The following is a 12,598-nucleotide window of genomic DNA, read 5'->3' on the forward strand; positions in this document are numbered from 1 at the left end:
AAACGTAGATAATGAGTATAGTGATAATGGTTGGCCAGTTGCTACTGGGCCTTTCAATTTTAATAATCCTGCACGAGTTGGGACACTTTTTGGCAGCACGTGCTTTTGGCATTAAGGTGGAGAAATTCTACCTGTTTTTTGATGCCTGGAACATAAGCCTGTTTAAGTTTACATATAAAGGTGTTGAATATGGTATTGGCTGGTTGCCTTTAGGTGGCTACGTTAAAATTGCCGGTATGATTGATGAATCAATGGATACTGATCAGCTTGCCGGTCCGCCGCAACCCTGGGAGTTTCGTTCAAAACCAGCCTGGCAGCGTTTAATTGTAATGCTTGGTGGTGTTACGGTAAACATCATTTTAGGTATATTGATATTCTGGATACTTACCATTTGTCTTGGCGAAAGCTATATCCCTAATTCAAGCGCTAAATACGGCATTGTACCTGGCGAAGTAGGTAAAAAAATAGGTTTGGTGGCCGGCGATAAGATTGTTGCCATTAACGGTAAGCCGGTTGAACGTTTTGATGATTTAACCAGCCCGAAAGTATTGCTTGAAAACACCGTTTTCACCATACAACGTGGCGCCGAAACAGTAAGTGTTACTATTCCGCGTACCATACTGAATGATCTTTCTGATCATGGAATAGAAGAGTTTATCAGCAGGTTGCCCCGTTCAAAATTTGTGGTTGATTCGCTGGCCCCAAACAGTAACGCGCAAAAAGCGGGTTTAGCTAAAGGCGACAGTATTGTTGCCATTAACGGCAAACCCATCGCTTTTTATGATGAGTTAAAGGCCGAACTTCAAAAAGAGAAAGGTAAACTGGTAGACCTTACTATAAAACGTAATGGTAATTCCATTGCTATAAAAACACAAATAAGAGCTGATGGTACGTTAGGTTTTTTTCAGTCTAAAAACGATTTGCCGGAAATAAAGACCATTAACTACGGTTTTTTTGGTTCACTCCCAATTGGCGCATCAAGGGCCTGGGGCACCTTTACCGATAACGCCAAAGGCCTGGGTAAAATATTTAAGGGCGATGTTAAGTTTAGCAAAGCAGTAAGCGGTCCTGTTGCTATTGCCAACCTGTTTGGCAGCCATGTTGACTGGGTTCACTTTTGGAGCCTGGTAGGCTTTTTATCAATGGTACTTGCCCTCATGAACCTGTTGCCTATCCCTGCACTTGATGGCGGTCATGCTGTGTTCTTAATTATTGAAATGATAAAGGGCAAGCCGTTAAGCGATAAGTTTTTAGAGCGCGCCCAAATAGTTGGTTTTGTGATATTGGTTACCCTGATGGTATTTGTTTTTGGTAACGATATTGTAAAACAGGTAATGAAGAAGTAGTTTCTTTTTTTTAGCTAAGATATATGCAGCCCCGGGATTAGTTTTCCCGGGGCTGCTTTGTTTTCACAAATTCAAGAACTCACCGCTTAAATCGGTGGTCATTCTTATTATCCTCTTTGCGCCGATGGCGGAGAGAGGGTGATCCAGCGAAGCGCAGATCGGGTGAGTCTATCGCCAAAAAATCATTTCATAACCCCCACTTTACCTTAACTTCACCCAGCCTGATTTTTTCTACCTGAAAAAGCGTACCTTTGCAAAATTATTTTCTTGAAAAAGCACATATTCATTTGCTAACCCTTCAACGACAATAAAAAAACACAAATTAATACAATGAAAAAAATTGTCGATTACAGGAAACTTTTGGGCGTAAATGAAGCTGCCGAACTGCAGGAATTAAAGACTACTTACAGGAGTTTAATGAAAACCTGGCACCCCGATAAATTTCAGGATAGTCCTGAAAGCAAACTGGAGGCCGAAGAAAAAAGCAAAACCATTATTGAAGCCTATCACTTTTTGGTAAGCATTGCTCCCGAAACCCGGAACCAGTCGTTTGCAGAATATACCATTACTACTACTACTTCAAGCATTGCCGATTTTGAATACAAATCGCAGGTACTGAAAATAACTTTTGCCGATGGCAATACCTACGAATATTTTGATGTACCGAAGGCGGTTTATGTAAAGCTGATCAATGCCGATTCGCCGGGCAGATTTGCCCGCAGGCATATTTATAGCGACTACGTTTACAGAAGTGTGAACAGACTGGCTGCTACCGCGTAAGTGTAACTTTAAAGTCATGCCGAACTTGTTTCGGCATCCCACATGTTGATCAACTTTTCAGGTGAGATCCTGAAACAAGTTCAGGATGACAAACATAGTTAATTGTTATTTGCTCTATAAAGACCAAAGCGGCCTTTCAAATGGAAGGCCGCTTTTTTTTATACCTGCCCTAAACAGCAGGTTCATCTGGTGCCTGATATTCCGTATCAGGTACATCAAGCGGCGAACGTTCTTTTTTAAATATAGCGGCGCCAATAAGGGCAATTATAACTCCCATAATTGCAGAACCAAAAAGAGCCACCACTGTGCCAATAACTGCGAAATATTTATGACTTATCTCCATTGCTTTATCTATCTGTTCCTGGGATAATCCCTGCTCAACCATTTTTGACTGAGAGACTGCAAGTGTTTTATCAATCATTTCGGGACTTAATATGGCATAGTACACGTAAGTAAATATCGCCGATAATACGCCTACGAAAACGGCATATAAAAAACCCGACAGAAACCCTTCTCCAAAGGTCATGTAACCGCCAAGCAAATCCTTATATTCTTTTTGTGTTAAAAACAGGAAAGCTATAAAAGGCAGTAAATTGAGGTATTTAACAGGCGAATTGGGATCAACGTTAAGGAACTGAAAAGCGTATGTAACCACTATTGAGGTAACCAGGCMAATTAATGCCCATTTAAGTGCGGGTTGCGACGGACTTACTTTTTTTATTTCCATGATTAAGGTTGTTTATGATTTATTTAAAATTAACTAATATTTTAATACCTCGTATCAAACTTCTTATTCAATGTAAATAAATATTTATAAACCCTTAAAACAAAAGCGGCCTTTTCAATATAAAAAGGCCGCTCATGATAAAATTGGTTATCTGCTTTAAACAGCTGGATCATTAATGCCCGGATTATATACCGGCCTCTCCTTTTTAAACATTGCAGCAAAGATCACAGCAAAAACAAACATAAAAATGATGTTAAAACCTAAGCCCTGTATCTGCTTGCCTATTGACAGATCCTTTTGTGTATCAAACTCTTTTTTAATATCAGCAATTTTCTTATCAATATTTTCCTGGCTAACCTTGGTGCTATGCAAATAGGTGCTTACAGAATTAACCATAGCTGTTTCTGTTTTTTGCATCATATTTGGTTCTATAACTTTGGCAAAAAGCAAATCGCGCAATAAAAATTGCACAACAAAAGCTACAATAAACATAACGAATATCCCGGTAGCTGCCTGTTTAAAACTCCAGTACCCGCCTATCCTTTTCCGCAGGTTAAAACATAATAAGGCGGCCGCGGCTAAGGGTAATATGAGCGAAAAAAATACCGGAGCGCTCGTCATTAATACTACCGATGCTCCCATTGATATCATGAAGTAAAATGAACATATACTAAATATAGATAAAGCTATGCCTAATACAACCCCATTTGGAATGGCTTTTTTCCTTATCTGTTGATCCGTATTTTCAATCATGTGTACTATTAATTAGGTTAGTATATCGGCTAAGTGTTATTTAAAATTAACCAATATATCAAGCACAGCCATGTCAAATTCCTTATTCAACGCATGAGCGGCAATTTCATTTTTTGTTTCCACAGACGGGTCAATGTGCTGAAAAAAGCACATCATGGGATAAAACAACTCTTTCAATTCCGAATCATCAGGCAGACTTTGAGCCACCTTGCTGATCTCGGCCAACGGGCTTTCAATTAATATCTGATTAGCAATTACCGGTTCATAAATACGGTATTYGTCCTGAAACTCATCTTCATCAACCAGTAAAAATTCTTTCAGGTAATCCTCTAATTCCGGTTCAATTTCTTCATCCTCGCACTCATTCAAGTATAGGAGCAAGTTCAATAGTTCGGTACCACGGTCAAGGGTTTGCTCTTCAATATCTTCCCATTCCTGTGTATCCAGGTAATCCTCTTCCAGCTTTTTAACATCAGCGCTAAAAAAATTGATCATCAGCAAATCAAAAAACACCTCGCGCAGGGAGTCAACCGCGGGGTTATTGTCAAACACTTCGTCCAAGGCATCAACCTTGGTTAAAAAGTCTTCGTCTGATGCAAAAATTTCACCAAAATCATTGTTAAGTTTAGTAGCATCAAAGCTGTTATATTTAGAAAAAGCCTCTAAAGCGGCTTCAAAGGCGGTTTCTATTTTTGGATCGATCATGATTTTCTATTTAAAAATTTGTTGATTATTATATGTTAGTAACACTTTACCCTTTAAGTTATGCCCAATGAACGGCGAATTAATAGATTTTGAACGGTTGTTTTTGCCGGTATATTCCCATTCCGCATCCGTATCAAAAAGCACCAGGTTAGCCTGTTCACCCTCGGCAATAACGGGTACGGCAACACCCAGTATCTCGCGGGGATTGATGGCCAGTTTATCAACCAGCATCTCCACCGGTAAACCCGACCTTAGGGCCAGCGCCAGGGCTGTTTGCAAACCCACTATACCATACTCGGCCACTTCAAATTCCACATCTTTAAATTCAACTTCGTGTGGTGTATGCTGGCTTACTATAGCGTCAATGGTACCATCTTTAAGGCCTTTAATTAACGCGGTAACATCATCTTTGGTGCGCAGCGGGGGTTTTACCTTATACATGCTATCAAAGCCCATCAGGGCTTCGTCTGTAAGTACCAGGTGGTGGGCCGCTACATCGCAGGTAACCTCCAGTCCTTTACGCTTGGCCTCGCGGATCAGTTCTACCGAGCGGGCAGTTGATATGGTACTGAAATGTATTTTTGAAACCGTGTATTCGGCCAGGTAAAGATCGCGTGCTATCATGAGCTCTTCGGCCAGTGACGGGATACCCTTCATGCCTAACAGTGTGCTGATCTCGCCCTCATTTACTTTGGCCTTGCCTGCTATGGCTGTATCTTCGGGGTACGAAAACACCAGCGCGTCAAAACCCTGGGCATACAGCAGGGCGCGTTCCATCAGGCCGGCATCCTGTACAGGACGATTACCATCAGTAAACGCTTTGGCGCCGCTCAGGTACATGTCATACATTTCGGCCAGGTCCTTACCCTCGCGCTTATGCGATATGGCTCCCAAAGGATATACATCAACCAGGTTATTTTTTGCCCGGTTAAGCAGGTATTCAATTTCGGCTTTGGAATGTACCGGAGGAACAGTGTTTGGCATCAGCGCTACACCAGTAAACCCGCCGGCCGCGGCAGCCCTGGTACCTGAGTGCATATCCTCTTTGGTTTCCAGCCCCAGCTCGCCTATGTTGCAGTTAAGATCAAAAAAACCCGGCGATACATATTTACCTTCGGCATCTACCAGCTCGGCGTCGGCTTCAATATCTTCAGCAATGCGGGCGATAATTCCGTTTTCAATTAAAATATCAGCAACTTGTTGATGAAAAGGTGATCCGGGATCAAGAATGGTGGCAGATTTGATAAGCAAATTCATTAGCACTGCTTTAAGGATTTGTGTTGATTAAACGGGTTGCTTTATAGTTTGTTTACCGGGCTTAAAATACCTGATAAGCAAAATTTCGGCTGCAAGAAAAATCAATGCCAAAATTATACAAAGTTTCCATAATTGTGTGCCAAAATTTGTTTCGGTAACAATACCTTTTAATGAAGCATTACCACCTGTTAATAAGGTGGTTGACTTTGGCATTAATTCCCTGAGTGCAGCCTGGCTCAAATAACTCATGTCTGATTCGCTCCTGTTATCGTTAAAGGCGAGCGAAGCCAGGGTGCTATCCTGTTTTTTTAAGGAATAAATACCGGTTTCGTGCAGCTGATCTGACAGGTATAAAAGCGTACTTCCCTCCTGCTGCCTAACATCGGGGATGGTGCTTTGATCACCTTTAACCAGCTTAAGCAATTGTTTTTCGGTGATCTGAACCGGCGGGATCTCTAAAGTTTCGTCTTCGCCAAGGGTATAAAACAACGGCAGGTCATGCCCGCTTAGCAAGGCTATCCTAAGTAATATGGGAACAAAAAGGGCGTGCCGCGGCAAATTACTGTATTCCTCATTAAGCGGAACAGCAGAAACGTAAACCTTACCCCTGCCACTGGTGTAGCCCGCCCAAAAAGATTGCCCTCCGGTTAATTGCATCAGGTTATCCTGCCCGCCGCGCGATGGGCTTAACTGGAAGTATTTTTTAACCACCGGCAGATCCGGGTTTTCAGGGAAACTTTCAAACACGTTTTTAAATACCGGGCTTTGCCTGTTCAGGGAAGATACTTTGGTAGCCTCGGTCACTAATTTTTCGGGCCAGGCAGCATTCATGGGTTGCAGAAATGCGCGGTAATTCGCCAGGTCGGCATCGGCAGATGGAAAAACAACCAACTTACCTCCTTTGGCAACATAGGTTTTTAACTGCTGGGCCAGCCCTGTTGATATAGCTTTAACATCGCTCATAACCACTATGGRCAAACTGTTGAAGCCTGCGTAATCAACATTACCATCGGGCACACGGCTGGCGGCAAAAAATGGATCAGAAGCGAAAACAGCTTTTAAATATGGATTGGGTATACCGCCATCAATCAGCAATACCGGCATTTGCTGGCTTACATTAAAACTAAAATAAAACTTATTATCAAATGTAACCGGGTTGTCCTGCAACTCAACAAGGCCCTGCTGCCAGCCGGCCTGCAAACCCATAAATGAAAGTGTATCATTCTGTACAGAACGCGCCGGGATACTATAACTGCCCAACGCTTTTTGGGCACCGTTTATTAATACTTTAAGCGGGATCTTATCAGCCTTTTCACCGGCATAATTGTGCAGGCGCACTACCAGTTTTTCGCTTTCGCCGGGGCGGTGCACCGCGCTTAGTAGCCATACCGAATCAACCGCTACGTTGGGCAGGTTACCGGCTTTAAGCTGTATTAAACTAATGGCTATGCTACTATCTGCTTTCAACGACTTAGAGGCCATATTTTTTTGAAGATCAGAAATAATATAAACCGATTTTATAGCCCCCGGCTGTGTATTTAGCAGATTTTGCTGCCGGCTGATGATCTGCTGCAAATTGCGGCTTTGAGGACTGATCTTTACCTGGTCAACCGCGTCATTAAATTCATCGCGGCTTAGTAAACGCTGATGCTTTCCCTCAAAATCCTGCGTAAGCAGTTGAAAACGATCATTGATATTATAAGCTGATGCAATTTCCTTAGCCTTTTGCTTGGCATCATCCAATAATGAGCCCTCGCGGTTAAGGGCTTGCATGGAGTAAGAGTTATCAACAAAAACACTCACTGCATTTTGCCTGCCCGCATTACCCGTATCCTGACCGGATAGATATGGCCGGGCAAATGCCAATATCAGAAAAAGCAATGCCAACAATCTTGCAGCCAGGATAAGCCTTTCCTTTAAATTTCGGCGTGATGCCTGCTGATCCTGGATCTCCTTTAAAAACTGCACATTGCTAAAATTCACTTTCTGAAACTTGCGAAAGTTGAATAAATGGATGATAACCGGGATAGCTAACGTGAGTAATGCAAATAAAAAGGCAGGATATATAAAATGCATATTTTATTAGTGCAATGGGTAGATATACAAATGTGCGGATTTTATTTTAGATGTGCAGATTTCAAATGTGATGTTACAAATGTGCAAATGAAACGCATAATTGCAAGAAAGCCTCACCCAACCCTCTCCACAGAGTAATAGCCAATGAAAAGACAGTATCTGTACTAATTCAAGAGGTGTAGCCCCTAACGGGGCAAAAAACCTTTTGGTTCTATTTCTACAAATATGTAGTCCCTACGGGACATAGAGCAATAATTTAAGCTGCAAATGTGGCTGTATTTCATGTCCCGTAGGGACTACATATTTGTAGAAAATAATTGTAAAAATTTGGTGTGCCCCGTAGTGGGCTACCCTTCTGTATATGATGGGCTATTGCTCTCTTTAGAGGGGGCTTCTTGCTTTCGTACAATTACACGCTTGGGCAAAGCATTATTAGGCTTTCTCAAACAAAAACTTCCCCTGCAACCTTTATTATCCATAAAACAATAACAAATGGATTGGCATATCGGTTGTTCGGGATTTCATTATAAGGATTGGAAAGGAAAGTTTTACCCCGAGGGTTTGCCGCAGCGCAAGTGGTTCGACTTTTATTGCGAACATTTTAAAACCCTGGAACTGAATGTTACTTTTTACCGTTTTCCGCAGCTTTCGTTTTTGCAGACCTGGTATGGTAAAAGTCCGGCAGATTTTCGTTTCGCGGTAAAGGCGCCAAGGGCAATTACCCACTACAAAAAGTTTAATGATACTAACGATCTGATCACCAGTTTTTATGATACCATTAACAATGGTCTGCAGGAAAAACTGGGGCCCGTACTGTTCCAGTTGCCCCCAAGCTTTAGTTATGACGATGAAAGACTGGAGCGCATTATCAACAACCTCAATCCATCATTTAAAAACGTACTGGAGCTGCGCCATGTAAGCTGGTGGAACAGTGATGTTTACCAAAAGCTGGCCAAACATAACATTACCTTTTGCGGCATGAGCCATCCCGCCCTGCCCGATGATGTGATACAGAACACACCTGTTGTTTACTACCGTTTTCATGGGGTGCCAGTATTATATCGGTCGCCATATTCCAAGCACTTCTTGCAAAAGGTGATCGATGCTGTAAAGCAAAATCCCAAAACCACTGAGGGTTGGTTTTATTTTAATAATGATTATGATGCGGTTGGTGTATATAATGCAAAAGATATGATATCGTGCATCAAATAATTTTTTAATTCCAACAATTAAACACATTTTACCGCTGATTTTTAAACCACTTATTTAACTATGGAATTCAGACGATTAGGAGAAACAAAACTTACCGTTTCGGCAATAACTTTTGGGGCGTGGGCAGCGGGTGGCTGGATGTGGGGCGGCAATGACGATAAAGAAGCTATCGAAGCCATGCGGGCTTCTTATGACCTCGGTGTTACCTCTATTGATACCGCGCCAATTTACGGCCAGGGCAAAAGCGAGGAACTTGTTGGCCAGGCCATTAAAGGCCTGCCACGCGATAAGGTGCAAATATTAACCAAGTTTGGTATGCGCTGGGACCTGGCAAAAGGCGATTTCTTTTTTAAGAGCCAGGACAACAACGGCAAAGACATTGATGTTTACAAATATGCCGGTAAGGAAAGCATCATCCTGGAATGCGAGAACAGTCTTAAACGCCTGGGTACAGATTATATTGATCTGTACCAGATTCATTGGCCCGATAACACCACACCTATTGAAGAAACTATGGAAGCCATACTGCGCCTGAAAGAACAGGGTAAAATACGCGAAGCCGGTGTAAGCAATTATGATGTAAAGCAGATGGGGCTGGCCGAGAAAACTATTAAACTGGCATCAAATCAAGTGCCTTTTAGCATGGTGAACCGCGCTATTGAAGATGAGCTGATCCCTTATTCCATCGAGAATAAAAAATCGATACTGGCTTATAGTCCGTTAGAGCGTGGCCTGCTTACCGGTAAAATAAAGCCCGGGCACCAGTTTGGCGATGGCGATCACCGTGCCGCCAATAAATATTTTAAGGATGAGAACATTAAACGTACCAATGAGTTCCTCGCTAAAATAAAACCACTGGCTGATGAAAAGAATGCTACCCTGAGCCAATTAGTGATCCGCTGGACCATTAACCACCCTGGAATTACCGTTGCACTGGTTGGTGCCCGCAATGCCGAACAAGCTAAACAAAATGCCAAGGCTATTCAGATACATGTTAACGGCGAGGAAATGGAGTTTATAAACAATCAACTGAGCGATCTGGAAATTGTTGGATAAGTTTCTGAACTATGATTAAAGGATTACCGTGATTTTTAATGCTTTATTAAATAAAATCAAATCACGGTAATCCTAAAATCCGATGAATCAAGGTTCAGACAATTAATCTCTGTTCCTTCTGCGTTTCTTCTTGCTTGATTTTGAAGAGCTGCTTTTCTTTTCTGATTTCTGAACAGTGGTTTTATTATCCTGATTTTGCTTTGCCTGGGTGTTATCCGCCACATCAGTCGAATCTTTGCTCAGTTGCTTTACGGTGAACTCGTTGCTTCTCAAGCTATATTCCAACTGGCGTTTTGCTCCTGTTGGTTTGGCATCTTTACCACTGCCGCTATAAATAGGAAACTCGCGCATAAATTTTCCATCCCTAATGTAAAAATTATCATTACCACGATATCCTTTACGCTGCGAATTATTAAGCCGGGGAAAATCAAGCTTATTGGCCTTGTTGTTATTGAACTCAAAGGCATAAATACTGGCGTAGTTGGTGGTATCTTTTGATTTGGCCTGTATCAATATTTCGGGGTTGCCATCCACATCCATATCGGCGTTAAACGCGTCAACAATAACGCCATCCAGGTCGCCTGTAGTGGTGGTATACTTTATAGCCGATGAATCAGAATGTAAGATCATAAACGACCCTGCATCAACAGCACCACGGCCCCAGCTCAATACATCATAGCTTTGTCCCGGCGAAACTTCTATCAGCTTATGAAACCTGAAAGGAGCCATAGGTTCAGGTTTTTTAGCAGTTGGTGCCGCGGCCGTTTTTGTTTCGTTACTGTTGCAACCGGCAATGGCTGCAACAGTACCTATTAATAACACTAAAAGATAAAATCTGTTAACCATTATATTTTATGTCGTATTAATTATAAAGCGTGTCGGCTGTTAGTTCGGCCTTTTGCTTGCCCGGAGCGTTTATAAATACCTTTAATGCAGCCGGACCGCCTGCATCAACATATTTTAAAGTAAACCGGTGATAGCCTTTTAGTAAAGGTACAGCGCCATCCTGTTCGGTAACGGCATGTTTGCCATCATTATCAACTACCGGTTGATCATCAATCAGTAAAACAGATCCATTACCTGACAGGGTTGAAAACCCGTAATTACCATCAGCATCAATATTAATATAGCCGGTGTAAACTATACCAAATTTACCTTTACTTTTCCGATAATCAGCAGTGTTAAAAGTTTTAACTATACCACTATCAGTAGCTGCCTGGTTACTTAATTGATTTGTTGATGTGAATGTACCTGTAAATAATTGGTATTTTACCCCTGTGGCCGATCCTGTATAGTTAACGGCTGCAAAAGGCGCTTTATTATAAACTACGGTACGTGTTACTGCGCTTCTTTTACCTGATGGAGTTATCACAATTGTCTGCAGCTCGCGGTATTGATCCTGCGGAATGGTGAAGCTTAATGGTATAGTATAGGCCAGATCGGTTTCGCGGGGGGTATAACCATCAATGGTGTAATAAATTTTGGCACCCTCAACAGATGGTTTCAAGGTAACATCTAACTGACTACCTATCATCACCGTATCTTTAGCACCTATGGCCGTTGGTACACGGTAGTTGATATTGTTTTTATCAAGCCAGGCTAACTGACCAGGCAGGCGGGTTTCTGAAAAATCCTTAAAATTCTTATTAGCCAACGGCGACCATGCCACTTCTGACAGGGCCATCAGGCGGGGCAGCAGCATATATTCCACTTTTGCATCAGTAGGCACATACTCTGTCCACAAGTTAGCCTGTACGCCTTCTATGTATTTTTGCTGTTCAGGCGTTAAAACAGCTGGCGTTGGGTTATAGCTGTATATTTTTGACAAAGGTTCGTTTCCACCAATACTTAATGGCTCCTGGCTTGGTTTACCCTGACCATGATCAATGTACAAACCTGCGCTGCCAGGTGTCATGATCACGTTATGTTTTTGCTGGGCAGCTGCAATACCGCCCTCTTCGCCACGCCAGCTCATTACTGTTGCATTGGGTGCAAGGCCACCTTCTAATATCTCGTCCCAGCCAATGATATTGCGCCCTTTAGAGTTTAAAAATTTCTCCATGCGCTGTATAAAGTAGCTTTGCAGCTCATGCTCATCCTTTAGTTTTAATTTTTTGATAAGCTGCTGGCAAAACGCCGAGTTTTTCCAGGCATCCTTAGGTGCTTCATCGCCACCTATATGGATATATTTACTCGGAAAAAGTTCCATTACCTCAGTTAACACATCCTGTAAAAAGGCAAATGTTTTTTCGGACGGGCAGTAGATATCTTTAAAAACGCCCCATGTTTCGGCAACTTTATAAGTTTGAGATGGGTCGCAGCTTAGCTCTGGGTAAGCAGCTAAAGCAGCTTGTGAGTGGCCCGGCATTTCAATTTCGGGTATTATGTTGATGTACCTGGCAGCAGCATATTTTACCACATCACGAATCTGATCCTGTGTATAAAAACCTCCGTAAGGTGTATTATCAAATTGCTGTGGGGTACGGTCGCGGTAACCGCCAATTAAGGTTTGTGCCCGCTTGCTGCTTATCTGCGTAAGCTTAGGATATTTTTTTATTTCGATGCGCCAGCCCTGGTCTTCGGTTAAATGCCAGTGAAAGTTATTGAGTTTATAAGCCGCCAAAAGATCGATATATTTCTTAACCATCTCTACCGAAAAAAAGTGACGGCCAACATCGAGCATTGC

Annotated in this window: 11 protein-coding genes; 4 read left to right on the forward strand and 7 right to left on the reverse strand. The window is 42.3% G+C overall.

The genetic code is table 11. The annotated features are described in order from the left end of the window. The first annotated feature begins 11 nt into the window (after nucleotides 1–11). Together rseP and AC1DRQ_RS07410 are read left to right on the forward strand one after the other, a co-directional pair. Entirely contained in the window at nucleotides 12–1,346 is a 1,335-nt protein-coding gene (gene rseP, locus AC1DRQ_RS07405) for an RIP metalloprotease RseP (protein ID WP_477423285.1), read from the forward strand. Between the two features lie 330 nt (nucleotides 1,347–1,676). Beyond that, complete coding sequence (locus AC1DRQ_RS07410; RefSeq protein ID WP_429399438.1) at nucleotides 1,677–2,126, forward strand: KTSC domain-containing protein; 450 nt, start codon at nucleotides 1,677–1,679, stop codon at nucleotides 2,124–2,126. A 169-nt stretch (nucleotides 2,127–2,295) separates the two neighbouring features. On the opposite strand, the gene AC1DRQ_RS07415 is transcribed toward AC1DRQ_RS07410, so the two are convergent. The 5 genes from AC1DRQ_RS07415 to AC1DRQ_RS07435 all read right to left on the reverse strand — a co-directional run bounded on the left by AC1DRQ_RS07415 (nucleotide 2,296) and on the right by AC1DRQ_RS07435 (nucleotide 7,644). Continuing rightward, the gene (locus AC1DRQ_RS07415; protein ID WP_477423287.1) at nucleotides 2,296–2,853 is read right to left on the reverse strand and encodes a DUF4199 domain-containing protein; all 558 of its coding nucleotides are present in this window, start codon (nucleotides 2,851–2,853) and stop codon (nucleotides 2,296–2,298) included. Between the two features lie 156 nt (nucleotides 2,854–3,009). Next, the gene (locus AC1DRQ_RS07420) at nucleotides 3,010–3,606 is read right to left on the reverse strand and encodes a DUF4199 domain-containing protein (RefSeq protein ID WP_477423289.1); all 597 of its coding nucleotides are present in this window, start codon (nucleotides 3,604–3,606) and stop codon (nucleotides 3,010–3,012) included. A 36-nt stretch (nucleotides 3,607–3,642) separates the two neighbouring features. After that, complete coding sequence (locus tag AC1DRQ_RS07425; protein ID WP_477423291.1) at nucleotides 3,643–4,311, reverse strand: hypothetical protein; 669 nt, start codon at nucleotides 4,309–4,311, stop codon at nucleotides 3,643–3,645. Between the two features lie 6 nt (nucleotides 4,312–4,317). Next, on the reverse strand, nucleotides 4,318–5,568 hold the full coding sequence (locus tag AC1DRQ_RS07430) for a dihydroorotase (protein ID WP_477423293.1): 1,251 nt from the start codon (nucleotides 5,566–5,568) through the stop codon (nucleotides 4,318–4,320). Nucleotides 5,569–5,595: 27 nt separating this feature from the next. Next, nucleotides 5,596–7,644, reverse strand: coding sequence for a BatA domain-containing protein (locus AC1DRQ_RS07435; RefSeq protein WP_477423295.1), 2,049 nt, complete (start codon nucleotides 7,642–7,644; stop codon nucleotides 5,596–5,598). A gap of 492 nt (nucleotides 7,645–8,136) precedes the next feature. On the opposite strand from AC1DRQ_RS07435, the gene AC1DRQ_RS07440 reads away from it, so the two are divergent. Both AC1DRQ_RS07440 and AC1DRQ_RS07445 read left to right on the forward strand, forming a co-directional pair. Beyond that, on the forward strand, nucleotides 8,137–8,856 hold the full coding sequence (locus tag AC1DRQ_RS07440; protein WP_477423297.1) for a DUF72 domain-containing protein: 720 nt from the start codon (nucleotides 8,137–8,139) through the stop codon (nucleotides 8,854–8,856). 60 nt (nucleotides 8,857–8,916) lie between these two features. Then, nucleotides 8,917–9,912, forward strand: coding sequence for an aldo/keto reductase (locus tag AC1DRQ_RS07445; RefSeq protein ID WP_429399431.1), 996 nt, complete (start codon nucleotides 8,917–8,919; stop codon nucleotides 9,910–9,912). 102 nt (nucleotides 9,913–10,014) lie between these two features. On the opposite strand, the gene AC1DRQ_RS07450 is transcribed toward AC1DRQ_RS07445, so the two are convergent. Both AC1DRQ_RS07450 and AC1DRQ_RS07455 read right to left on the reverse strand, forming a co-directional pair. Next, nucleotides 10,015–10,758, reverse strand: coding sequence for a hypothetical protein (locus AC1DRQ_RS07450; RefSeq protein WP_429399430.1), 744 nt, complete (start codon nucleotides 10,756–10,758; stop codon nucleotides 10,015–10,017). A 16-nt stretch (nucleotides 10,759–10,774) separates the two neighbouring features. Beyond that, on the reverse strand, nucleotides 10,775–12,598 hold a 1,824-nt coding region (locus AC1DRQ_RS07455; protein ID WP_477423300.1), incomplete at its 5' end, for a family 20 glycosylhydrolase.

The organism is Mucilaginibacter sp. P4_E8 (assembly GCF_056401495.1).

Coding starts and splice junctions, on each gene's coding strand:
- AC1DRQ_RS07410 (WP_429399438.1), top strand. CDS start 1,677: ATGAAAAAAATTGTCGATTACAGGAAACTTTTGGGCGTAAATGAAGCT.
- rseP (WP_477423285.1), top strand. CDS start 12: ATGAGTATAGTGATAATGGTTGGCCAGTTGCTACTGGGCCTTTCAATT.
- AC1DRQ_RS07450 (WP_429399430.1), bottom strand. CDS start 10,758: ATGGTTAACAGATTTTATCTTTTAGTGTTATTAATAGGTACTGTTGCA.
- AC1DRQ_RS07430 (WP_477423293.1), bottom strand. CDS start 5,568: ATGAATTTGCTTATCAAATCTGCCACCATTCTTGATCCCGGATCACCT.
- AC1DRQ_RS07445 (WP_429399431.1), top strand. CDS start 8,917: ATGGAATTCAGACGATTAGGAGAAACAAAACTTACCGTTTCGGCAATA.
- AC1DRQ_RS07420 (WP_477423289.1), bottom strand. CDS start 3,606: ATGATTGAAAATACGGATCAACAGATAAGGAAAAAAGCCATTCCAAAT.
- AC1DRQ_RS07440 (WP_477423297.1), top strand. CDS start 8,137: ATGGATTGGCATATCGGTTGTTCGGGATTTCATTATAAGGATTGGAAA.